This is a genomic window from Bradyrhizobium lupini, assembly GCF_040939785.1.
GTDB lineage: Bacteria > Pseudomonadota > Alphaproteobacteria > Rhizobiales > Xanthobacteraceae > Bradyrhizobium > Bradyrhizobium canariense_D.
On record NZ_CP162553.1, the window covers coordinates 6,197,011 to 6,220,510 of the forward strand.

Genomic DNA, 23,500 nt, shown 5'->3' on the forward strand with positions numbered 1-23,500 from the left:
GTGACGAAGAAGAAACCAGAAGACCGGAGTAGACCATGCTGGCTGATCGCATCGAAGCAAAATGGATCGACGCATTTTGCGAGATTTTTGAGCGATGCGCGGTGAAGGCGGGTGATACCGCGGCGATCCTCTCGGAAACCCAGTCACGTGCGTTGAATGTTCACCTGGCGGAGCTCGCGCTGCTGCGCCTGGGCGCGCGACCGTTTCACGTGGTCATGCCGACCCCGCGTAACCGGAATATCGTTCCGGTTCGCTCGACAGGGGCGAGCGAGGCGATCCAGCGGCTCGGCCCGGTCATCACCGCGCTTCAACAGGCCGGCTTTGTGGTGGATTGCACCATCGAGGGCCTGATGCATGCGGTGGAGACACCCGAGATCCTCAAAGCCGGCGCGCGCATCCTGGTGATCTCCAACGAGCATCCCGAAGCGCTGGAGCGGATGGTGCCGGATTCCGCGCTCGAGAAGCGCGTTCGCGCGGCGGCGAAGATGCTGCGCGGGACCAAGCGGATGCGGGTGACGTCAAAAGCCGGCACGGCGCTCGACGTCGATATGGTCGGCGCGTCCACGGTCGGCGTTTGGGGCTGGACGGACAAGCCCGGTACGCTGGCGCATTGGCCCGGGGGCATCGTCGTCAGCTTCCCCAAGAGCGGAACGATCAACGGCACGCTGGTGATGGCGCCCGGCGACATCAACCTGACCTTCAAGCGTTACCTGACCTCGCCGGTGAAGATGACACTGAAGGACGATTATGTTGTCGAGCTGGAAGGCGAGGGCACGGATGCCGCAATGATGCGTGCCTATCTTGCCGCCTGGGGCGATCGGGAAGCCTATGCGGTGTCGCATGTCGGCTTCGGCATGAATCCCGGCGCGCGCTACGAGGCGCTGTCGATGTATGACCAGCGCGACACCAACGGCACGGAAATCCGTGCCGTCTCCGGCAACTTCCTGTTCTCGACCGGTGCCAACGAATTCGCCGGCCGTTACACGGCGGGCCATTTCGATCTGCCGATGATGGGGACGACGATCGAGCTCGATGGGGCCGCCGTGGTGCGTGAAGGGGTGCTGCAGGACGTCTTCGGCTAGTTCCGATCGAGCACCGGCGGGCGAGCCAGGTCAAAGTGACGGAGCAGGTCGACCATGGCCTGAAGCCGTTTTGCCCGATAGGCGTCGATGTCCATACCTGAATAATCGAGAAAGCCTGCGCCCGTTCGCAGGCCGATCCGGCCGTCGCGCATGTTCCGCGAAATGACCTCCGGTGCACGATAGCGGTCGCTGCCGAGTGCGCCCTCGAGATAGCGGCTGGCGTAGTACAAAATGTCGCCGCCACCCCAGTCGATGAATTCGAGCAGCCCAAGCACGGCGTAGCGGAAGCCGAAACCGTAGCGGATCGCCTTGTCGATGTCTTCTGCGCTGGCGACGCCTTCTTCGACCATGCGCGCAGCCTCGTTCATTGCCAGCGCCTGGATGCGCGGGACGATGAAGCCGGAGTCGCTGCGCAGACCACCGGGACCTTGCCGATGCCTTCGAGTAGCGCCTTGACCGCCTCGATGATGCCTGGATCGGTGGCTTTGCCTGGCGAAACCTCGACCAGCGGGATCAGATAGGCCGGATTGAGCCAGTGCACATTAAGGAAGCGGCGAGGATTCACAATCGCGCCCGAGAGATCGTCGACGAGGATGGCCGACGTCGTCGATGCGATGATCGTATCGGGGCCGACTTGTTTTGAGGCCGCCCCCAGCACGTCCCGCTTCAGCTCGACGATCTCGGGGACGCCTTCGAAGACTATTCCGGCATCGCACAGTGCCGCATCGCTCTGGCTGGCCGGCACCACCGAGACCCGCGCGATCAGCGGATCGACATCCGCCTCGGTCAGTAGCCCCAGCTTCGCCAGGTTGGCAAAGGTCTTGCTGACTTCGCCGAGCGCATCTGCCTCCAGCCTGGCGAAATCTTCGGCTGAACGGGCCTTGATGTCGATCATCGTGACCATATGCCCGGCATAAGCAAACGCGACGGCGATGCCGCGGCCCATGCGGCCGGCCCCGAGACAGGCGATTGTGGCTCGGTTGGTCATCGGTCAAAATCCCTTGCGAAGAAGCGTCTGCAAAGCGGCCTTGTCGAGATTGCCGAGGCCCAGCGTCTCGAGGGTTCGGCCGCCTTGCGTAAAATCCTCACCGCAGATTGCGCCACCGATGGCCAGAAATCCCTTGGCCAGCGGCGTAGCCACGCCCGCCAGGCCGGCGACAGAGACCAGCAGCGATAGCCCAAGCCGCAAATCCTCTCTCATGTAGCGGTGCTCAGTCAGCACGATCCGCTCGCGCCAGTCGCCGGAATCGGTCAGCCGGTCGTGCGAGCCGCGGCCATACATCCAGATCTCGCCTTCCTTGGCATAGTGATGGGCGAGCGGAAAATGCGGTGCGCCATACCCGAGCGCCTCACGCACGGCCATCCGTTCGGCATCGAGCGCGTCGGTGACACGGCGAATCGCGGCTTGCGTTCCTTCCTTGTGGATGTCCCACTTCTCGAAATGCTCGATCGGGCCAGCATTCATCACGATCAGCGGCGGATGGATAATCGGGCCTGCATTCATCAGCGCACCGGAGAGAGCATCTCCGCACGGCTCGACCGCGCCGGGGAAAGCCTGTCCGATCACCTCAAGTGCGCGCGGCGCCTGATCGAGCGGGAGAACGCCGACCGGCAGTCGCTTGGCGCGGATGGTGATCGCCACCTCGAATGGTCCGTGCTTGCGGGTCAGCCAGGGCAAGGTCCCGGTTTCGGCAAAGCACGCCTTGGCGTGGTTGCCGGCATCCCGCGCAGCCTGGGCGAAGATCATCGAGCCGAACGTGGCCGGCGGCAGAAACACGACCTGTCCATCCCGCAGATGTGGAGCAAGCAGGCGCGCGATATCAGTCTGCGCGAAGGCGGGGGCGGGGCACAGGATCAGCTCTACGCCCTTGACGGCCTCGGCGATGCCGGTCGTCACCAGCGCCAATTTCACGTCGTGACGGCCGTTATGATCCTTCACCAGGATGCGCGAGCCGGCGGCGCGATGTGCTGCGACCTGATCCGCGTCGCGGCGCCAGAGCCGGACCTCATGTCCTGACAGCGCCAAATCGCCCGCGGCCGCGAAAGAGCCGTTTCCCCCACCCAGAACCGCAATCTTCAAGATGCTTCTCCTTGCGCGCGCGATTGCGCATCAAGCTGCTTCAGCAGGAAATGCTGGACCTTGCCGAGCGCTGTGCGCGGCAGGTCCGTGACGAAAACGATGTCGCGCGGAACCTTGTAGCGGGCGAGTTGTGTCTGAAGATGCGCTTTCAACGCGTCTGCTTCGAGCCGACAGCCGGATCGCGGGATCACATAGGCGATAGGGACCTCGTCCCAGCGTGGATCGGGCCGGCCGATCACGGCGCATTCGCTGACATCGGGATGTTCGAGCAGGACGCGTTCGACCTCCGCCGGATAGACGTTCTCACCGCCGGAAATGATCATGTTCTTCTTGCGGTCGCGCACCCAGAAATAGCCGTCCGCGTCGCACAGGCCGATATCGCCGGTACGATACCAGCCGTCGTGCAGCGCATCGCGCGTGGCATCCGCATTGCCCCAATATTCGAAGAACACGTTCGGGCCGCGCACCGCGATCTCGCCCGGTGCGCCCGCCGGCACCTCGTTGCCGGCCTGATCAATCACTTTCGCTTCGCAGCACAGGCCGGCAAGTCCGGTCGATCCCGCGCGCGAGAGATCGCCACCAAGCCGGGTGTAGACTGCAATGGGGCATGTTTCCGTCGAGCCGTAGACCTGGAGCACCGGGACGCCACGAGCAACGAAACGGTCGATCAGATGCGGCGGCACGATAGTCGAGCCGGTCGCGACGGCTTTGAGTGACGAAAGGTCGGTCGTGGTCCAGGCGGGATGCTCGCTTACGGCCTGGATGATCGCCGGCACCATCACGGTCAAGGTCGGCCGTTCCCGTTCGACGGCTGCAAGCGCGGTGTCCGGCGTGAAGCGCGCGTGAACCGTGACCATCGCACCCAGCTGGAGCGCCGCCGTGGTCTGGATGTTGAGGCCACCGACGTGGAAGAACGGCAGCAGCGTCAGCACATGGTCATTGGACGTCATGTTGTGCATGTGCTGGCTCATGACGCCGTTCCAGAACAACGCTTCCTGGCGCAGCACCGCGCCTTTCGGTCGTCCGGTCGTTCCCGATGTGTAGACAATGAGGAGCGGGCAGGAGAGATCGGTGTGCGGGTTGCGGCCGGTGCCCCGGCTTCGGGCCAACAGGTTTTCGAACGTCGTACCGCGAGGCGGCTCGAAATCGAGCCCGACAATTGCAGTGCCCTCGAGCTCGGCAAGAATTCCCTCAAAGGCCTGCTCGAGCACCAGGACCTTGGCGCCGGCATCGGTAAGGATGAAAAGCTGCTCGGCTATAGCCAGCCGCCAGTTCAGCGGCACCAGCATCGCGCCGAGCCGCGCGCAGGCATAGAGCAGAACCAGATAATCCGGCCGGTTCAGGCTGAGGATCGCAACGCGGTCGCCCCGACCTACGCCGAGCTCCTGCTTCAATGTCGCCGCCGTCCGCTCGATGCGTGCCGCGAACGCTGCATAGCTCAACCGTTCGCCTTCGAAGGCAATGGCCGTCTTGTCTGGCGCGAACGCCGCGTTGCGATCGATCAGACTGCAGAGATCCACCGTCAGTCGTCCGTTTCGCCGGCCTCGTACAGCGCCTCGCGCCCGATCCGGTCGAGGCAGAGCTCGGCTGTCCAGGGCAGCATCAGCGAGCCGCAGCGGCTGTCGCGATAGATCCGCTCGAGCGGCAGCGAGCGGAGCATGGCCTGACCGCCACAGGTGCGGATCGCGAGCGCGGCGAGCTCATTGGCGCCCTCCATCACCGAATATTGCGCGGCATAGGCGCGCAGCACCTGCTCCTTGCTCGGGTTGGCGTGCGCCTCGGTGACCGCCTGGAACCAGATTGCCTTGATCTGCTCGAGCTTGATCTGCATCTGCGCGACCGCAATCTGCTTGGTCGGATACATCCTGCGCTTGACCGGCGGCATGCCTGGTACTTCGCCGCGCAGATATCGCACGGTGAAGTCATAGGCGGCTTGCGCAAGGCCCATATAGGTCGGCGACAGCGTCAGGAACATATGCGGCCAGCGCATCGCGGCCTGGAAATAGACGCCCCGCGGCATCAGCGCCGAATCTGCCGGCACGAACACGTCCTTGAACAGCAGCGTGCGCGAGACTGTTCCGCGCATGCCGAGCGGATCCCAGTCGCCGACGACCGAAACGCCTTCCGATTTTGCAGGAATGGCGAGGTAAAGCGTATTGCGGCGCGAAGCCTTCTCGCCTTCCTCGATCTCGGTGCAGAGAACGCCGTAATAGTCCGCATGGCCGGAGAGTGATGCAAAGATCTTCTTGCCGTTGACGATCCAGCCGCCCTCGATCGGCCGTGCTTCCGTGCCGAAAGCGACGCCGCCTGCCGCTGCCGCACCGCCCTCCGAGAAGGGCTGCGAATAGATCGCGCCATCCTCGACGATGCGCTTGTAGTGGACTGCGCGCCGCTGCTCGTGCTCGGCGCGAGTCTCTGCATCCATGTCGAGATCGTCGGCGAGCGGGCCCGACCACAGCGTCGAGCAGACATGCATGTTCCAGGTGAGCGCAGTCGCGCCGCAATAGCGGCCGATTTCGGCTGCCGCGAGGGCGTAGGTTTGATAATTCGCTCCGAGCCCGCCATGCTTCTTGGGCACGGCAATACCGAGCAGGCCGACGCGATGCAGGTCGCGATAATTCTCGGACGGGAAAATCGCCTCGCGATCGTAAGTCGCGGCGCGGTCGGCGAACACGCTCTGGCCGATCTCGCGCGCCCGGGCGATGATGCCGGCCTGCTCGTCGCTCAGTCGGAATGCGACGGGATCGAAGATCGGTGCATCCAGCGCGACCTTGTCACTCGCGCCGATGGTCTTGCTGACTTGCATGGTCATTGCGCAGTCATCCTACGTGTTGATCGCGACGGAGTTCAGGAACCGGCCGAGAGCCTCGCCAAAGGCATCGGGGCGCTCAAGGTTTGCAAGATGGCCGACACCGGCCAACTCGACATACTCGGCAGATGGAATGTAGGTCGCCGTCTTCGCCATCATTGGGGCTGGTGCGTTGTTGTCCTTGGAGCCGGACAGCAGCAGCGTCGGGATGGAAATGTCCTTGAGGGTGCTGCGTTGGTCGAAGCCAATCAACGCCAGCATCATGGCGCGATAGCTCGCCTCGGGCACGCTTGCCATGCACTCGCGTGCAAGCTCCATTCCCCTGGGATCAGGATCGTCGCCCACGAGTTCCTTCACCAGCGAGGGCGCCAGCGACTTCATCGTTTCGCCGCGATCGAGCGGCCCGAGCCGTGCGGCGATAAATGATTTCTGCCAATCGCCGTCGGCCTTGCCGAAGGCCGGGCTGGTCTGCGCCAGCACGATCGCGCGCGCCAGGTTTGGGGAGTGCACCAGCCATTTCTGGACGATCATGCCGCCGATGGAATGCCCGACCAGAATTGGCTTTCTAGCACCAAGCTGCTCGATGAATCGCTGAAGCGCATCCGCCAAGGCAGCGATGCTGACGCTGGGGAGCGATGCCGACCCACCATAGCCAGGCATGTCCCATGCAATCGCGTGGAAGCGGTCACCGAATGTGGCAAGCTGCTGCCGCCAGGCCGTGCCGCACCGCCGATGCCATGCAGGAAAATCAGAGGTGTCCCGCCCGGATCGCCCGCTGCTTCATAGGCGAAGCGGCCGTCCTTTGTTATCATTGGCGCAGGCTGCGACACGCGACATCCTTTTGCTCGGCTCTTCGATGCTAACAGGCCTGTGAGGGATGGGAAGAGATAATTTTATACTTAAAGCAATTTTCGGGCCGGGGTCCGGCGTGCGGCTGTTGCGGCCGAGTCGAGCTTTGTTTGCAAAAGTTTGAAGGTTAAAATATATCGAGAGAGCGATCAGCAGAATGCAAGGAAGCCAGCGCATGTCCGGATTACCGCATTCGCCGCACGCGCTGGTGACCGGTGGCGGTCGCGGCATCGGTCGCGCCATCGCAGCAGCGCTCGTCGAGGCCGGTGCCACGGTGACTGTCCTTGGGCGGAACGCTGCGACGCTTGAAGAGGCTGTCAGCGCAGGGGCAGCGCATTTTGCGGCCGTCGCCGACGTCTCGGACGAAACCTCAATGAAAGTCGCCATTGCTGAAGCGAGCGCGCGGAAGCCGATCGATATCCTGATCGCCAACGCGGGAAGCGCCGAGTCCGCGCCGTTCTCCAAATCCGACAGCGCCCTGTTCGCGCGCATGTTGGATGTCAATTTCATGGGCGTGGTCCATGCTGTCAGCGCGGTGCTGCCCGGGATGAAGGACCGTCCCTATGGTCGTATCGTCGCGATCGCGTCCACGGCGGGGCTCAAGGGATACGCCTATGTCAGTGCTTACACCGCGGCCAAGCACGCTGTGGTCGGTCTCGTGCGTTCCCTCGCCATTGAAACGGCCGGCAGCAACGTGACCGTCAACGCGGTGTGTCCCGGTTTCACCGACACCGATCTGGTCGCCGGCAGCATCGAGAACATCATGAAAAAGACAGGGCGTAGCCGCGAGCAGGCCATTGCCGAGCTCGCCAAACATAATCCGCAGGGTCGATTGATCTCTCCTCGGGAGGTCGCGGATACCGTGCTCTGGCTGTGCGGCGAGGGCGCCGGCGCGATCACCGGGCAGGCGATCGCTGTTGCCGGCGGTGAGATTTAGCGCGCATGGCAAAGGCGCGGAACAAGGAAACCAAGGAGATCGTATGAGCAGACCAGCCAATCCCGTGACCTTACCGCTTGCGGACTATTCGCCGCAGCACTTCCTGCTGGCCGTCGTCGATGGTGTTGCAACCGTGACGCTCAATCGCCCGGAACGAAAGAATCCGTTGACTTTCGAGAGCTATCGCGAACTGACCGATTTCTTTCGCGCTTGCGCCTTCGACGATGTGGTCAAGTCCATCGTCGTGACCGGCGCTGGTGCCAATTTCTCGTCCGGCGGCGATGTGTTCGAGATCATCGGGCCGCTCGTGAAGATGGACACCAAGGGGCTGACGGCGTTTACGCGGATGACCGGCGACCTCGTCAAGGCGATGCGGGCCTGTCCGCAGCCGATCGTTGCTGCGGTTGAAGGCATTTGCGCCGGGGCGGGCGCGATCATCGCCATGGCGTCGGACATGCGGCTTGCGGCGAGCGGAGCCAAGGTCGCATTCCTCTTCAACAAGGTCGGCCTTGCCGGTTGTGACATGGGCGCCTGCGCGATCCTGCCGCGGATCATCGGACAGTCCCGCGCTTCCGAGTTGCTCTACACCGGCCGGTTCATGACCGCGGAGGAGGGCGAGCGCTGGGGCTTCTTCAGCCGCCTCGTCACGCCGGAGCAGGTGCTGCCCCAGGCTCAACTGCTCGCCAAGCAAATCGCGGAGGGCCCGACCTTTGCCAACACTATGACCAAGCGGATGCTGGCCATGGAATGGGCGATGTCGGTGGAGGAGGCGATCGAGGCGGAGGCCGTTGCTCAGGCGCTGTGCATGACGACGGCCGATTTCGAACGGGCCTTCGAGGCCTTTGCCAACAAGGTCAAGCCCGTCTTCAGGGGCGACTAGGCCGGGCTTTGCCGGCAGCCTGCCGCAATGGGGACTTGCGCGCAATTAGTTTAGGCTTAAAATAGTTTCGGCGGGTTGAATTGGCGAGGCTCCCATGAAAGTCGCGATCATCGGTGGCGGACCTGCGGGTCTCTACGCTGCAATCCTGCTGAAGAAGCAGCGACCGAGCGCCGAGATCGCGGTATACGAGCGCAACCGCGCCGACGACACCTTCGGCTTCGGCGTGGTGTTCTCGGACGCCACGCTCGATAATTTCGAGAAGCACGACCTTCCGAGCTACCGCCGCATCACCCAGGAATTCGCCTACTGGGATGACATCGCCGTGCACTTCCGCGGAACGGTCCATCGGGTCGGCGGCAACGGCTTTTGTGGCTGCTCGCGGCAGAAGCTGCTCCTGATCCTGCAGGCGCGCGCGCGCGAACTGGGGGTCGTCCTGAATTTCGAAGCGGACGTCGAAGACGAATCCCGCTTCGCCGACGCCGATCTGATCCTGGTCGCGGACGGCATCAACAGCCGCTTCCGTGACAAATACGTCGATCATTTCGCGCCGGAAGTCGACCTGCGTGCCAACAAGTTCGCCTGGATGGGCTCGACCAGGCCGCTGGATGCCTTCACCTTCATCTTCCAGGAGACGGAGTGGGGGCCGTTCATCGCCCATGCCTATCAATATGAAGCCGGCCACTCGACCTGGATTTTCGAGACCGATCCGGAGACGTTCGAACGCGCCGGGCTGACAGGGCTGAACGAGACCCAGTCGGCTACGCGAATGGCGGAGATCTTCGGCTGGTTCCTCGACGGTCACCAACTGCTCACCAACCGCTCGACGTGGCGCAACTTTCCGATGATCCGCAGCAAGCGCTGGGTCAAGGACAACATGGTTCTGCTCGGCGACGCCAAGGCGAGCGCGCATTTCTCGATTGGCTCAGGCACCAAGCTCGCAATGGAAGACGCGATCGCGCTTGCCGAGGCGATGGACAAGGCGCCCAGCATCAAGGCGGCGCTGGACGTCTATGAGCACGGGCGGCGCGAGGAGGTCGAGAAGACGCAGCACGCCGCCGACGTTTCGCTGGTCTGGTTCGAGCATGTCGACCGCTTCTGGGATTTCGATCCGGTGCAGTTCGCCTTCGGCGTGATGACGCGCTCGAAGGCGATCACCTATGACAATCTGAAACTCCGGGCTCCCGACTTCGTGGCGGAGGTCGAAAGATCGTTTGCCAAGCGTGTTCGTGACAGCGGTTTCGACGTCGACACCGAGAAGCCGATGGTGCCGCTGTTCCAGCCATTCCGGCTGCGCGAGATGGAGATCGCCAATCGCGCCGTGGTGTCGCCGATGTGCATGTATTCGGCGAAGGAGGGCATGCCGACCGATTTCCACCTGGTGCATTATGGATCGCGCGCGATCGGCGGCGCCGGCCTGATTTTCACCGAGATGACCTGCGTTGCCCGCGACGCCCGCATCACGCCGGGCTGCGCAGGACTGTGGAATGACGAGCAGGAGGCGTCCTGGCGGCGCATCGTCGATTTCGTCCATGCCAATTCAGCCGCAAAAATCTGCCTGCAACTGGGCCACGCCGGGCGCAAGGGTGCGACGAAGCTGATGTGGGACGGCATGGATCGTCCGCTCGAGGAGGGCGGCTGGGAGGTGTTCTCGGCATCGCCGCTGCCTTATTTCCCCGACAGTCAGGTTCCGCGCGAGCTCGATCGCGCCGGCATGAACGCAATAAGGGACGCTTTCGTGGCGGCGGCCGAGCGCGGCGAACGCGGCGGCTTCGACATGCTCGAGCTGCATTGCGCCCATGGCTATCTGCTTGCGAGCTTCATCTCGCCGCTGACGAACACCCGCACGGATGAGTATGGCGGCTCGCTGGCCAATCGCCTGCGCTTTCCGCTCGAAGTCTTCGTGGCGCTGCGGGCCGTGTGGCCGTCGCACAAGCCAATGTCGGTGCGCATTTCTGCGACCGACTGGGCCGAGGGTGGCATCGGCGGCGACGATGCGGTGGCGATCGCGCGCGCCTTTGCCGAGGCCGGCGTCGATCTCGTCGACGTCTCGACCGGGCAGACCGTGCGCGATGCGCAGCCGATCTATGGCCGCATGTTCCAGACCCCGTTCTCCGACCAGGTCCGCAATGAGGCGCGCGTGGCCACGATGTGCGTCGGCAATATCACGACGGCGGACCAGGCCAACACCATCCTGGCTGCGGGCCGGGCGGACCTCGTTGCGCTCGGGCGGCCGCATCTAGTCGATCCCTTCTTCACCATGCGGGCGGCGGCTTGGTACGGGGCGGACGACGCGTTCTGCCCGCCGCAATATCTTCCCGGAAAAGATCAGATTTTCCGCAACAGCGTGCGCGACCGGCAGGATCTCGAGGAGCTGAGAATTAAGGCTAAGCCCAAGACCCGGGCCGAGCTCAAGGCGGAGGCGACAAAGCCGCTTGCGGCGGAGTGACCGCCCGTGCGAATTTGGCCGCGTTGCCTGGTGTGTACCGAGTGGAGTGAGGGCGATGAAGGCGATTATCGTCGGTGGCGGTATCGGTGGTCTCACCACCGCATTGATGCTGCGCTCGCGGGGCCTCGCTTCCGAGATTTTCGAGCAGTCTGACACCATCCGCGAGCTTGGCGTCGGCATCAACACGCTGCCGCATGCCATGCGCGAGCTGGCAGGCCTCGGTTTGCTCCAGCAGCTTGACGATGTCGCGATCCGCACCGACCAGCTCTATTACCTCAACCGTCACGGCCAGGAAGTCTGGCGCGAGGCTCGCGGCATCGACGCCGGCCATGACGTGCCGCAATTCTCGATCCACCGCGGTCGACTTCAGGGCGTCATCCATCGTGCTGTCGAGGAGCGGCTCGGGCCGGAGGCCATCCACACTGGCTGCCGCCTCGGTGCCTTCACGCAGGACGAGAGCGGCGTCACCGCTTACTTCTTCGACCGCTCAGGCGCGCACATCCATACCGCGCGCGGCGACATCCTGATTGGTGCCGACGGCATCCATTCGCGGGTCCGTGACACGCTGTTCCCGAGCGAGGGGCCGCCATGCTGGAACGGCCTGATGCTGTGGCGCGGTGCACGGGATTGGCCGCTGTTCCTCACCGGCAAATCGATGATTGTGGCCGGCGGGCTCAGCGCTAAGGTTGTGATCTATCCAATCGCGGAGGGATCGAGCCCGGCGAGCCGTCTCACCAACTGGGCGGTGCTGGTGAAGGTCGGCGAGGGCAATGTCCCGCCGCCACGAAAGGAGGACTGGTCGCGGCCGGGCCGGCGCGAGGAACTGATGCCGCATGTGGCGCGCTTTTCGGTGCCCTACGTCGACGTGAAGAGCCTGATTTCGGCCACGCCCGAGTTCTACGAATACCCGACCTGCGACCGCGATCCGTTGCCCTATTGGTCATCGGGCAGAGTCACGCTGCTCGGCGATGCCGCGCATCCGATGTATCCGGTCGGCTCCAATGGCGCCTCGCAGGCGATCCTCGATGCGCGCTGTCTCGCTGACGCGCTGGTGCGCGCCGAACATCCGCGCCAGGCATTGCTTGAATACGAGAAGAAGCGCCTGCCCATGACCGCGGACATCGTCCGCTCCAACAGGCGTGGCGGTCCCGAGGGCGTCATCGACGCAGTCGAGCAGCTCGCGCCTGATGGTTTCGACAATGTCGACAACGTGCTGAGCTATTCCCAGCGCGAGGCGATCGTGCGCGGCTATGCGACCAAGGCTGGCTTCGCCGCAGTGCCGGGACTTGCGGCGGTGCGGGCTTGAATCTAGCCGCCGGGAGGCGGCGGCAGGAAGTGGATGTTGAACTCGGCGGCCATCGCCACCACGTCCTCCGGCTTCTGTTCCTTCATGTTGTGGAGGCCCCAGAACAGGTCGAACAGCTTGCGGGTCGGTGACACCCAGAACAGCACCTTCGCGGTCTGCTCCGACTTGTTGAAGATGCCGTGCGGCACACCCATGCCGAGCCGGATCAGGTCGCCCGCGGTCGCCTGCGACTCGGAGTTGCCGAGCATGAAATCGAGCTTGCCCTCCAGCATGTAGAGATATTCATCCTGGTCGGGATGGATGTGCGGCGGCACGAACGTGCCCGGTGGCAGCGTCGCATGCCAGGAGAAGCTGTGCTCCGTGTTGCTCTTCGGCACATAGGTCTGGCCAAGAATGTTCCAGGAGATGCCCTGAATCCCCTCATTGGCCCGTGTGATGCCGGTGATTTCGCTCTTCATTGTGATCCTCCCTCAACGCGACGTGCGGCTTAGTTCGCCGCCTTGCAGTCCTTGGCGTAGCGGTCGCCGTAATTCTCAAAGACTTTCTGAACGATCTCGGTCTGGAACTTGCCGTCCGCGCGCTTGGCGACCTTGGTCAGATAGAAATCCTGGATCGGATAACCATTGGTGTTGAACTTGAAGGCGCCGCGCAGCGAGGTGAAGTCGGCCTTTTTCAGAGCGGCCGCGACCGCATCTTTGTTCGAGAGATCGCCCTTCACGGCCTTGACGGCGCTGTCGATCAGCATCGCGGCATCATACGCCTGGAAGGCGTAGGTGCCGGGCACGCCGTTAAAGGCGGCCTCGTAGGCGGCGACGAACTTCTTGTTCTGGGGATTGTCGAGATTGGGCGCCCAGTTCGCGCCGCCGAACATGCCGACCGCCGCATCCTGTTGCGCCGGCAAGGTCGATTCATCCACCGTGAAAGCGGAGAGCACCGGAATGCTGTCGGCGAGGCCGGCCTGCTTGTATTGCTTGACGAGATTGACCCCGAGGCCGCCGGGCATGAACGTGAAGAGCGCATCCGGTTTCTGCGATGAAATCTTGGAAAGCTCCGGCTGGAAGTCCAGCGTGTTGAGCGGCATGTAGGATTCCTCGACGATCTCACCCTTGTAGTCGAGCTTGAAGCCGGCGACCGAGTCCTTGCCAGCCTGATAATTCGGCACCATCAGATACATGCGCTTGTAGCCACGATCCTGCGCGACCTTGCCGAGGATTTCGTGCACCTGATCGTTCTGATACGAGGTCACATAGAAGAACGGGTTGCAGTCCTTGCCGGCAAAAGTGGATGGGCCGGCATTGGGGCTGATCAGGAAGGTTTTCGATTCCGTCACCGGCCGGTGGATCGCCTGAAGGATGTTGGAGAAGACCGGGCCGACCACGAAGTCGACCTTGTCGCGCTCCAGAAGCCCCTTGACCTTGGTGACCGCTGCGTCCGGCTTCAATTCGTCGTCGACCACTACGACCTCGACTTCGCGGCCGCCCATCTTGCCGCCGAGATCCTTGACCCCGAGCGCAAAGCCGTCGCGAACCTGTTGGCCGAGTGCAGCGGCGGGTCCCGACAGGGTCACGATCACCCCCAGCTTGATCTTCTCCTGGGCGAGGGAAGGACTCACCGCGGTGCCAAGCAGCAAGGCGGCTGCGGCCAACGTCATTTGCGTCTTCATGATCTGTCCCCCGTGACAACAGGACTTGCGCTGCAAGCCGCTACTCCAATCCAAGTTTATGCCGATGATTGCTGCCGCGGCAAGCGAGCTCAAAGCGTCGTCATCCGGCGGGCAGCGGTGCATGCAAGTGGCGCGCCAATTATTTGAAGCCTAAAGAAATCGGCATGCGGTTGATTGTTGCGGCTTTACGCTTGCAGCCGGCGTCGATTTATTTGAAGCTCAAAACGTGGGGGATCCGTGCCGGGCGCCAATGCCGGCCGTGAGTGACTGCATCAACATGCTCGATTCCGAGACCAAGGCCGTCGAAACTCCGGAGGATCACGCCGAAGAGCTTCGGCTGTGGCTGCGCCTCTTGACCTGCACGACCCTGATCGAGGGCGAGGTTCGTGGCCGGTTGCGACAGCGCTTCGACGTCACATTGCCCCGTTTCGACCTGATGGCGCAGCTCGACAAGGCACCCGACGGCATGACGCTGTCCGACGTCTCCAAGCGCATGATGGTCTCGAACGGCAACGTCACCGGTCTGGTCGAGCGCCTCGTGGAATCCGGTCATCTCGACCGCCGCACGTCGGAGACCGACCGCCGCGTCCAGGTGATCCGGCTGACTAAACTCGGTCGCGGCGAGTTTCGCAGAATGGCCGCGGAACACGAAACTTGGATCGCCGATCTCTTCGCCGATCTGACGCCGAAGGATGTGCGCGAATTGATGCGGCTGCTCGCCAAGACCAAGGCATCGGCGCAGAAATCAGCCGCTCGCCGCCGGGCTTAGGTCCGCGGCTGAGGCACCCGCCAATACCGTTGCCGCCGGAAAAGCACGGGATGCCCAAAATCCGCTATTGCGCGAAATTGCTTTAAGCCTAAAATGTTTCCGAGTGAGTGCTGCCGGGTGCTTTCCATGCTGAAAGGAGCGTGCGATGGCCAACGCCGCCAAGGTTCAAATCTCGGGCTCGCATGACGACAATGCCGCGACAGCCCATGTCGATGCGTTCGCGCGGCAGCATCTTCCGCCACGCGAGCTCTGGCCGGAATTCATCTTCACACGACCGGAACTGCAATATCCGCCCCGCCTGAACTGCGTCAGCTATTTCCTAGACCGCTGGGTCGAGCAGGGACATGGCGACGCTGCCTGCGTGATCAGCCCCGCCGTCAGCTACACCTATCGTGAGCTGCAGACGCTCGTGAACCGCATCGCCAATGTGCTGGTCGGCAAGCTTGGTCTCGTCACCGGCGGGCGCGTGCTGCTTCGCTCGGCCAACAATCCGATGATGGTCGCGACGTATCTGGCGGTGATCAAGGCCGGAGGCATTGTGGTGGCGACGATGCCGCTGTTGCGCGCCAAGGAGCTGTCCTATCCGATCCAGAAGGCGGAGATCACACTCGCGCTCTGCGATGGCAAGCTCGCCGAGGAAATGGAGAAAGCGAAAGCCGCAGCCCCCAGCCTCAAGCGCGTGGTCTATTGGGGCACCGGCAGTGGCGACTCGCTCGAGGCGCTGATGGGGGATGCAAGTCCGGAGTTCAAAGCTGTCGATACTGCATCCGACGACGTCTGTCTGATCGCTTTCACGTCGGGCACGACCGGCGATCCCAAGGGCACCATGCATTTCCACCGTGACATGCTGGCGGTCTGCGATGGTTATGCGCGCAACATCTTGCGGGCGGAGCAGACGGATCGCTTCGTCGGCTCGGCACCGCTCGCCTTCACGTTTGGCTTCGGCGGCGTGCTGTTTCCGATGCACATCGGCGCCTCCTTTGTCGTTCTGGAGAAGACGGCGCCCGACGACATTCTGAATGCGATCGAGCAGTACAAGACCACGGTCTGTTTCACCGCGCCGACTGCGTACCGGGCGATGATTGGCAAGCTTCCGGGCCGCGATATTTCCTCGCTTCGCAAATGCGTGTCCGCCGGCGAGACGCTGCCCAAGCCGACATTCGACGCCTGGCTGAAGGCGACCGGCATCAAGCTGATGGACGGCATCGGCTCGACCGAGCTGCTGCACATCTTCATCAGCGCGACCGAGGACGAGATCCGCCCCGGTGCGACGGGCAAGCCGGTGCCGGGGTATGAAGCGAAGATCGTCGACGATTCCGGCAATGATTTGCCGCCGGGCACGATGGGACGGCTCGCGGTCCGCGGGCCGACCGGATGCCGCTATCTCGCCGACGAGCGGCAGCGCAAATACGTCCAGAACGGCTGGAACATCACGGGCGACACCTATCTGATGGATAGCGACGGCTATTTCTGGTATCAGTCGCGCTCGGACGACATGATCGTGTCGGCCGGCTACAACATCGCAGGCACGGACGTCGAGGCGGCGCTGCTCACGCATCCCTCCGTCGTCGAATGCGGGGTCGTCGGCGCGCCAGACGAGGCGCGCGGCATGATCGTGAAGGCCTATGTCGTTGCCGCGCCGGGCGTAACGCCGGATGCCGAGCTCGTGGCTGCGTTGCAGGAGCATGTCAAACGCGAGATCGCGCCATACAAATATCCGCGCGCGATCGAGTTCGTGACGCAGCTACCGAAGACCGAGACCGGCAAACTAAAGCGCTTTGCCCTGCGGCAACTGGCGCAGACTGCGGTGCCGTCCTCCGGCGTCGCGGCGGAATGAGAAGGATAGAAAATTGTCAGTGACCACGCCGAAAGGCCCGCACCTCGCGGTGCTGCCAACAACAGCCGAGGATGAAACCCGCTCCAGGGCGCAGGTGCTCCAGCCGTCCGGTTGGCCGATACCGAAAGGCTATGCCAACGGCATGGCCGCCGAGGGACGCATCGTCGTCACTGGCGGCGTCATCGGCTGGGATGACGAGGAGCGTCTCGCGGAGGGTTTTGTCGCGCAAGTGCGCCAAACCCTAGGCAACATCGCCGCGATCCTCGCGGAGGCCGGCGCGCAGCCAGAGCATCTGGTGCGCCTGACCTGGTACGTCGTCGACATGGAGGAGTACCTGGCGAACCTGAAAGAGCTCGGCAAGGCCTACCGCACCATCTTCGGCGCGCACTATCCGGCGATGGCGCTGGTTCAGGTCGTCCGACTCGTCGAGAAGGCGGCGCGCGTCGAAATCGAAGCCACCGCCGTCATTCCGCGCTGAACCGACGGCTGGCCCAGCTCGTCTTTTTTAGGTTCGCCTTGGCGAGATCACCTAGTCCTCAGGCTCCGCATCCGGCGCAAGATCGGCGGAGCGGAACGGCTTGGCCTTGTCGAGTTTCCGGTAGGCGCGCGAGGCGGTCCGCAACAGTTTCTTTTCGCGCTTGCGGTTGAGGAAGCGAATGCCCGCCTCGGGAACGGCCTCGTTCAATGACGCCGCCAAGGTTTGCCCTCGCGCATCGTCATTCAATCGCCCGAGGGACTTTTGCGCCTTGCGCAATTGCTTGAGGATCGACTGCTGTTTTGTCAGCGACTCGTCTGCGAACAGGTCCTCGAGCGACTCGATCGAATAGGTCAGCCGTTTGTTGAGAAGCCGCAGCTTGTGCCGTTTCTCGACATCGAGCTTGCGGAGCTTGCGTGCTTTCTTCAGCAGCGTCTTTTCCCATTCCGTGAGTTTCGCTGTTGCGTGGCCGGCGAGCGTGCAGCGGCGTAGCCTGATAGCTTCCTTGCTGCGCCGGGTCGACCAGGGGCCGCTCTCGATCCAGGCTGACGTCTGCGCGACGAGATGGCGATACCGCGCGGATTGCAGCGCGCGCGCCAACTGGCGATGGCTCTCGGCGCGCTTCTCGTCCCAGTGCTGGAGCTCGGCAATCACGGTCAACTCGCCGCCACTTTCGGCGATGACCCGCTCGATCGCCACGTCGAGGTCCCGCACCATGCCGAGCTGGCTGTTCAGCCATTTCAGTTCGGTCCAGACCTCCGGCCGAAGGGCGTCATCGACCATCGGCGAGAAGAAGCGGATGGCGGTGCGCAGATGCGTCAGTGCAATCCGGATCTGGTGCAGTGCCTCGGGATCGCCACGGCAGGTGCCGTCATGCTGGGCGCGAACGGCGGCGAGGTGACGGCGGGCGATGATCCGGAACGCCGTGTCGCAGACCATGCCGGGGCTGAGGCGGCCGGGCAGGGCATTGCGCCTCGCCGCAGGCTTGACGCGCGCGGCCGTCGAACTCGTGCTGGGTCGCGCCATTTGCAGATTGCCTTACTTGCTCTCGGCGATCGCGTCCCGGCAGTTCTGGAGCGTCTGCTCTTGCGTCCCGGATGCATCGATGGTCGCCCAACCGACATGGCCGATATTATAGTGCTCTTGCAGCGCGGCAACCTCTTGCGTGGCGTCGGATGCGTCGCCCCGGCGGCCTCCGATCCGCGCCTGCCGGATCGCGAGGTCTGCAACCAGAAACAGGCCGCTCAGTGGCACGTTACGCTCGCGCGCCAGTGGGGCAACCGCGTCTCGTTCGTCCTCACGGGCGAACACGCCGTCGATGATTGCTGAATGGCCTTGCGCCAGCACCCGCCCGGCGTGCTGAGCCAATATCTCGTAAACGCGGGCCGTGACCTCCGGTGTGTATGCGGATGCCGGCAGCCGGTCCGTTTCCTCCACCCCGAACATCTGCTTGCGGACGAGGTCGCTGCGCAGCACGACGGCGCCCGGCTGCGGCGTAACGTCGGGCGCGAGCGCGCGTGCCAAAATCGTCTTTCCGGTGCCTGACAGCCCGCCGATTGCAATCAGTCGGGGAGCGGGCGGCTGGATCAGCGCGCGGGCGAGGCCAAAATAGCGCCGTGCCCCGTCGAGAAGGCCCGGATCACCGGAATGCGGCGGCTTCAGCCGTGCCAGCGCGACCTGAGCGCGGATCGCCGCCCGGACAGACATGAACAGCGGCAGTGCGGAGAGCGCGTCGAGATTTTCGACCGGAGTCGCGGCGAGATAGCGGTTCAGCACGATATTGGCCGCGCGTGGCTCATCGTGGTGCAACAGGTCCATCAATCCGAATGCGAGATCGTAGAGCACGTCGGTGGTTGCCATCTGGGCGTCGAATTCGATGGCGTCGAACAGCACCGGCTTCTCGTCGATCGACACGATGTTCGCAAGATGCAGGTCGCCATGGCAGCGGCGCACGAAGCCTTGACGGCCGCGCTCCTCCAGCAAAGGCCGGAGGCGGAGGAGCATTGCGTGCGAGTCTCGCCGAGTTCTGCGATCTCTTCGGTTTCGAAATGATTGCCGGTCCGCAGGCCATTGCTGTTGCCATCGATCAGGCCGGGGATGGCGGAAACCCATGCGTTGCCGTCGGCGCGAACAGCCTGCGCATGCGAAGCCGCGATCGCGTCGGCGACGGCCGAGGCAAAAGTGTCGTCCAGCGCTCCGGCCTTGGCCAGATGATCCAGCGTCCGGCTTTCGTCGAAGCGCAACATCTCGACCGCATACTCGATCGGACGGCCGCTTCCGTCCACCTTCACCGATCCATCGGGCTCTTCCGTGATCGCCACGACGCGGTGATAGATCTGCGGCGCCAGCGGCCGGTTGATCCTGATCTCCTCCTCACACGCCGCCTTGCGCTTCTCGAGCGTGGAGTAATCGAGGAATGGAAACTGCACGGCGCGCTTGATTTTCAGGGCGCGTCTGCCTTCGAGGAAGACCGAAGCGGCGTGCGTATCGATCCGCCTCACGTTCGGATGACCCGCGGAATTGGTGAGCGCCGCAAAGATCCGGTCCTGGGTCGGAGAATCGTCTGTCATTCCAGCTGGTACGTCCAGATGCGTCGGAAGGCGGCCCGCCGGCAATCAGGGTAATCCATAGAAGCAGATCGCGGCCAGTCCTTGACTTCGGTCAACGCCTGTCCCCTTCCGACCGGTCGGAGTTCCCGGGCTTGACGAGGATCAAGCGTCCCGACCAAAGCCGGCCTATTCTGGTGGTCAAGGAGAATCCCGATGCCCATCAAGGACGTCTTTCTGCCGCTCGTCGGCCAGCCACGCGGCCCGGCCCTTGCTGCGATCGAGAAATGCGTGGCCGTTGCCGCCGACCTCGGCGCCAGGATCACCGCGCTGGCACTCGAGGAGGATGTCTTCGTGCGGCCGAAGGTGATGCTCCCCGATGCGGCCGAGGCAAACGGGTCGGTTGGCGCGGGCGACAGTCAGCACCTCCTGGACGCGTTCACCCGTGCAACCTCCCGCACCGGCATTCGCGCTCAAAGCCGGTCGGCCAAGGTGCCGGCAGACCAGATCGCGTCAGTCCTGGCCGAGCACGGACGCTTCAGCGATCTCACGCTGCTCCCCGTGACGCCACACGACAGCCGAACGGAGCACATCATCGAGACGCTGCTGTTCGAATCCGGCCGGCCAGTGCTGCTTTGCCCGGAGCAGCATGTGGACGAGCTGCGCCCGGAATTCGAGAACGTCATGATTGCCTGGGACCACTCCGCGCGTGCGGCGCGTGCGGTCGGCGACGCGCTGCCTATCCTTCAGGCAGCAGCCCTGGTCCGCGTGGTGACCGTGGCGGACGACAAGTCCGACGCGATCGTGCAATCCGGCACGGCTCTCGTCGATCATTTGAGGGAACACGGGGTCTACGCCTCGTTCGAAACCGCGAAGGGTAACGGCAGCTCGATCGGCAAGGTGCTCGGAAGCTGGGCGAATTCCCATGCCATCGATGCAATCGTGATGGGCGCCTACCATCATTCGCGCCTGAACGAGATCGTTTGGGGCGGTGTGACAAAGACCGTCATTGGCGAACCACCGTGCTGGGTTATGCTCTCGTACTAGGCGGATCGCCAGTTTATCGGCCTGATCGTCAACCATCGGAACCGCCACCGACCGGGCGCATTTGCTTTCATGTCAATCTATCGTCTGAAGAACCTGCTGTCGCCGCGTTCGGTTGCGCTCGTCGGTGCGAGCGCCCGCCCGGTCTCCGTTGGACGCGCCGTTCTGGAGAACATCCGTAAGGCCGGATTCACGGGACAGTTCGGCCTCGTCAATCCGCGCCATGCCGAGATCGGCGGCGTCGCGGCGGTGGACAGCCTCGATCAATTGCCGTTCGTGCCCGAGCTTGTGATCATCACCGCGCCGGCGCGCGCGGTTCCCGGCATTGTCGATCAAGCCGGGCGGCGCGGCTCGGCGGGTGCCCTGATTGTCTCGGCTGGGCTCGGCCACGGACCGGGATCCCTGCACGAGGCTGCCATCACTGCGGCCCGCAAATACGGCATGCGGCTGATCGGGCCGAACTGCCTGGGCATCATGATGCCCGGCGTGAGCCTCAACGCGAGTTTTGCCGCGCACATGCCGGGGCCCGGGAATCTCGCGCTGATCTCGCAATCGGGCGCGATCGCGGCCGGCATGGTCGATTGGGCCGCGCAGCGCGGCGTCGGCTTCTCCGGCATCGTCTCTATCGGCGATCAAATCGACGTCGATCTTGCCGATCTGATCGACTATTTCGCGATGGATCACAAGACCCGCGCGATTCTGCTCTACATCGAATCCATCAAGGACGCGCGCAAGTTCATGTCGGCCGCGCGTGCCGCGGCGCGCGTGAAGCCGGTCGTCGTGGTGAAGTCCGGCCGAATGGCGCAGGGCGCGAAGGCGGCCGCCACCCATACCGGTGCGCTCGCGGGGGCCGACGCCGTCTATGACGCGGCGTTCCGCCGCGCGGGCGTCCTGCGGGTCTCCGATCTGCGCGAGCTGTTCGATTGCGCCGAGACGCTGGGCCGCGTCGAGTCGCCGGCGGGAAAGCGCCTCGCCATCCTGACCAATGGCGGCGGCATCGGTGTCCTCGCCATCGATCGATTGGTCGAGCTCGGCGGCATTCCGGCGAGCATCTCGGCCGACGCGCGCAAGAAACTCGACGAGGTGCTGCCGCCGACCTGGTCCGGCGCAAATCCCGTCGACATCGTAGGTGACGCCGATGCGTCGCGCTATGCGGCGGCGCTCGACGTGTTGCTTGCCGATCCCGACAACGATGCGGTCCTCGTCCTCAACGTGCAGACCGCGATCGCCTCGGCTGCCGATATCGCAACGATGGTGACCGAACGCGTCAAGGCATATCGCGAGAAGCACCGCAATTGGGGCAAGCCCGTGCTCGCCTCGTGGATCGGAGCAGACCAGAACATCATCGAAACACTGTCCGGCGCCGGCATCCCGAACTATCCGACCGAGGATGATGCCGTGCGCGGCTTCATGTACCTCGTGAGGCACCGCGAAGTCGTGGAGGAACTGAGCCAGGTTCCACCCGCAATGCCCGACACGTTCGTGCCGGACGCACGTGCCGCAAGACAGATCGTAGCTGCTGCCATCGCAGACGGCCGCCAATGGCTCGAACCCGTCGAGATCAAGCACCTGCTCGAAGCGTACGATATCGCGATGGTGCCCACATACGCCGCGGGCGATGTCGAGCAGGCGGTGGCCTACGCGGAAGACATCTTCGCGCAAGGCGCCACCGTCGTGCTGAAAATCATGTCGCGCGACATCGTCCACAAATCCGATGTCGGCGGCGTCGTGCTCAATCTGACGACGGTCGAGGCGGTGCGCGCCGCCGCTACTGATATTCTCGGTCGGGCGAGAAAGCTGCGTCCCGAAGCCCGCATCGAGGGCGTCATCGTGCAGGCGATGGTGGTGAAGGCTAAGGCGCGCGAGTTGATTCTGGGCCTCGCCGACGATCCGACCTTCGGCACGGTCGTTGTGTTCGGCCGCGGCGGGACCGCGGTCGAGATCATCAACGACAAGGCGCTTGCGCTTCCGCCGCTCGATCTGCAACTGGCCCGCGACCTGATCGACCGCACGCGCGTGTCCCGGCTGCTTCGCGCTTACCGGGACGTGCCGGCGGTGAAGCCCGACGCCGTCGCCATGGTCCTGGTCAAGCTGGCGCAGATGGCCGCCGACATTCCCGAGATCCGCGAATTCGACATCAATCCGCTGCTGGCGGATGAAACCGGCGTGACCGCGGTCGATGCCCGCGTCGCGGTCGGGCCGCCGCAACGGAAGTTTGCCGGCTCCGGCGCCGCCAACTTCGCGGTTCGGGCCTATCCGTCGCAATGGGAGCGCCACCTCAAGCTCAAGGAGGACTGGCGGATCTTCGCGCGGCCCCTGCGTCCGGAGGACGAGCCGACCATCCACGCATTCCTGCGTCATGTCACGGCGTACGACCTTCGTCTGCGTTTCTTCGCGCCGATGAAGGAGTTCACCCACGAGTTCATCGCGCGCCTGACCCAGCTCGACTATGCGCGCGCGATGGCCTTTATCGCATTCGACGAGGCGACCGGTGAGATGGTCGGCGTGGTCCGACTCCATTCGGACTCGATCTACGAGAGCGGTGAATATGCGATCCTGCTGCGGTCCGACCTCAAGGGCAAGGGTCTGGGATGGGCCCTGATGCAGCTGATCATCGACTACGCGAGATCGGAGGGCCTCAAAGCGATCTCGGGTGATGTTCTCAGGGAGAACACCACCATGCTGGAGATGTGTCGCCAGCTCGGCTTCGATGTGAAGCCGGATCCGACCGAGCCGGATATCTGCGATGTCAGGCTGAAGCTCTGAGCGCGCCGCTA

The 23,500-nt window shown here is 63.8% G+C and carries 16 protein-coding genes and 3 pseudogenes; 10 read left to right on the forward strand and 9 right to left on the reverse strand.

The genetic code is table 11. The annotated features are described in order from the left end of the window. Nucleotides 1-35 precede the first annotated feature (35 nt). Nucleotides 36-1,082, forward strand: coding sequence for a peptidase M29 (locus tag AB3L03_RS29545; RefSeq protein WP_247485365.1), 1,047 nt, complete (start codon nt 36-38; stop codon nt 1,080-1,082). Here AB3L03_RS29545 and AB3L03_RS29550 read toward each other — a convergent pair. The 5 genes and pseudogenes from AB3L03_RS29550 to AB3L03_RS29570 form a co-directional block, all read right to left on the reverse strand. Continuing rightward, a pseudogene (locus AB3L03_RS29550) lies at nt 1,079-2,070 on the reverse strand (3-hydroxybutyryl-CoA dehydrogenase). The gene AB3L03_RS29545 and the pseudogene AB3L03_RS29550 overlap by 4 nt on opposite strands. Before the next feature lie 3 nt (nt 2,071-2,073). Continuing rightward, the gene (locus AB3L03_RS29555) at nt 2,074-3,162 is read right to left on the reverse strand and encodes an NAD/NADP octopine/nopaline dehydrogenase family protein (protein ID WP_368507507.1); all 1,089 of its coding nucleotides are present in this window, start codon (nt 3,160-3,162) and stop codon (nt 2,074-2,076) included. Then, the gene (locus AB3L03_RS29560) at nt 3,159-4,682 is read right to left on the reverse strand and encodes a class I adenylate-forming enzyme family protein (protein ID WP_368507508.1); all 1,524 of its coding nucleotides are present in this window, start codon (nt 4,680-4,682) and stop codon (nt 3,159-3,161) included. Before AB3L03_RS29560 ends, AB3L03_RS29555 begins: the two co-directional genes overlap by 4 nt. Before the next feature lie 2 nt (nt 4,683-4,684). After that, a complete protein-coding gene (locus tag AB3L03_RS29565; protein ID WP_368507509.1) occupies nt 4,685-5,974 on the reverse strand; it encodes an acyl-CoA dehydrogenase family protein in 1,290 nt (429 codons plus the stop codon). A gap of 12 nt (nt 5,975-5,986) precedes the next feature. Beyond that, nucleotides 5,987-6,801, reverse strand: a pseudogene (locus AB3L03_RS29570) (alpha/beta fold hydrolase). A gap of 194 nt (nt 6,802-6,995) precedes the next feature. On the opposite strand from AB3L03_RS29570, the gene AB3L03_RS29575 reads away from it, so the two are divergent. The 4 genes from AB3L03_RS29575 (at nt 6,996) to AB3L03_RS29590 (ending at nt 12,389) form a co-directional block, all read left to right on the forward strand. Then, a complete protein-coding gene (locus AB3L03_RS29575; RefSeq protein WP_368507510.1) occupies nt 6,996-7,757 on the forward strand; it encodes an SDR family NAD(P)-dependent oxidoreductase in 762 nt (253 codons plus the stop codon). 43 nt (nt 7,758-7,800) lie between these two features. Then, entirely contained in the window at nt 7,801-8,637 is an 837-nt protein-coding gene (locus tag AB3L03_RS29580) for an enoyl-CoA hydratase family protein (protein ID WP_368507511.1), read from the forward strand. A gap of 94 nt (nt 8,638-8,731) precedes the next feature. Next, nucleotides 8,732-11,083, forward strand: coding sequence for a bifunctional salicylyl-CoA 5-hydroxylase/oxidoreductase (locus AB3L03_RS29585; protein WP_354264146.1), 2,352 nt, complete (start codon nt 8,732-8,734; stop codon nt 11,081-11,083). 55 nt (nt 11,084-11,138) lie between these two features. Continuing rightward, complete coding sequence (locus tag AB3L03_RS29590; RefSeq protein ID WP_085349502.1) at nt 11,139-12,389, forward strand: flavin-dependent oxidoreductase; 1,251 nt, start codon at nt 11,139-11,141, stop codon at nt 12,387-12,389. 2 nt (nt 12,390-12,391) lie between these two features. On the opposite strand, the gene AB3L03_RS29595 is transcribed toward AB3L03_RS29590, so the two are convergent. Then, a complete protein-coding gene (locus AB3L03_RS29595) occupies nt 12,392-12,847 on the reverse strand; it encodes a cupin domain-containing protein (protein ID WP_007601580.1) in 456 nt (151 codons plus the stop codon). 29 nt (nt 12,848-12,876) lie between these two features. Beyond that, on the reverse strand, nt 12,877-14,052 hold the full coding sequence (locus AB3L03_RS29600; protein ID WP_368507512.1) for an ABC transporter substrate-binding protein: 1,176 nt from the start codon (nt 14,050-14,052) through the stop codon (nt 12,877-12,879). Nucleotides 14,053-14,302: 250 nt separating this feature from the next. On the opposite strand from AB3L03_RS29600, the gene AB3L03_RS29605 reads away from it, so the two are divergent. The 3 genes from AB3L03_RS29605 to AB3L03_RS29615 all read left to right on the forward strand — a co-directional run bounded on the left by AB3L03_RS29605 (nt 14,303) and on the right by AB3L03_RS29615 (nt 17,136). Further along, on the forward strand, nt 14,303-14,821 hold the full coding sequence (locus tag AB3L03_RS29605; RefSeq protein WP_085384657.1) for a MarR family winged helix-turn-helix transcriptional regulator: 519 nt from the start codon (nt 14,303-14,305) through the stop codon (nt 14,819-14,821). Between the two features lie 145 nt (nt 14,822-14,966). Next, the gene (locus tag AB3L03_RS29610) at nt 14,967-16,658 is read left to right on the forward strand and encodes a benzoate-CoA ligase family protein (protein ID WP_247454401.1); all 1,692 of its coding nucleotides are present in this window, start codon (nt 14,967-14,969) and stop codon (nt 16,656-16,658) included. 13 nt (nt 16,659-16,671) lie between these two features. Further along, on the forward strand, nt 16,672-17,136 hold the full coding sequence (locus tag AB3L03_RS29615) for a RidA family protein (RefSeq protein ID WP_247454403.1): 465 nt from the start codon (nt 16,672-16,674) through the stop codon (nt 17,134-17,136). A 51-nt stretch (nt 17,137-17,187) separates the two neighbouring features. Here the strand turns inward: AB3L03_RS29615 and AB3L03_RS29620 are convergent, their stop codons facing one another. Both AB3L03_RS29620 and AB3L03_RS29625 read right to left on the reverse strand, forming a co-directional pair. Then, nucleotides 17,188-18,159, reverse strand: coding sequence for a CHAD domain-containing protein (locus AB3L03_RS29620; RefSeq protein ID WP_018454819.1), 972 nt, complete (start codon nt 18,157-18,159; stop codon nt 17,188-17,190). A 12-nt stretch (nt 18,160-18,171) separates the two neighbouring features. After that, a pseudogene (locus AB3L03_RS29625) lies at nt 18,172-19,703 on the reverse strand (AAA family ATPase). Between the two features lie 192 nt (nt 19,704-19,895). Between AB3L03_RS29625 and AB3L03_RS29630 the strand changes: the two are divergent. Further along, a complete protein-coding gene (locus tag AB3L03_RS29630; RefSeq protein WP_354264151.1) occupies nt 19,896-20,726 on the forward strand; it encodes a universal stress protein in 831 nt (276 codons plus the stop codon). A 69-nt stretch (nt 20,727-20,795) separates the two neighbouring features. Beyond that, nucleotides 20,796-23,489 (forward strand): GNAT family N-acetyltransferase, encoded by a 2,694-nt coding sequence (locus AB3L03_RS29635; RefSeq protein ID WP_368507513.1) that lies wholly within the window; start codon nt 20,796-20,798, stop codon nt 23,487-23,489. Nucleotides 23,490-23,500 lie beyond the last annotated feature (11 nt).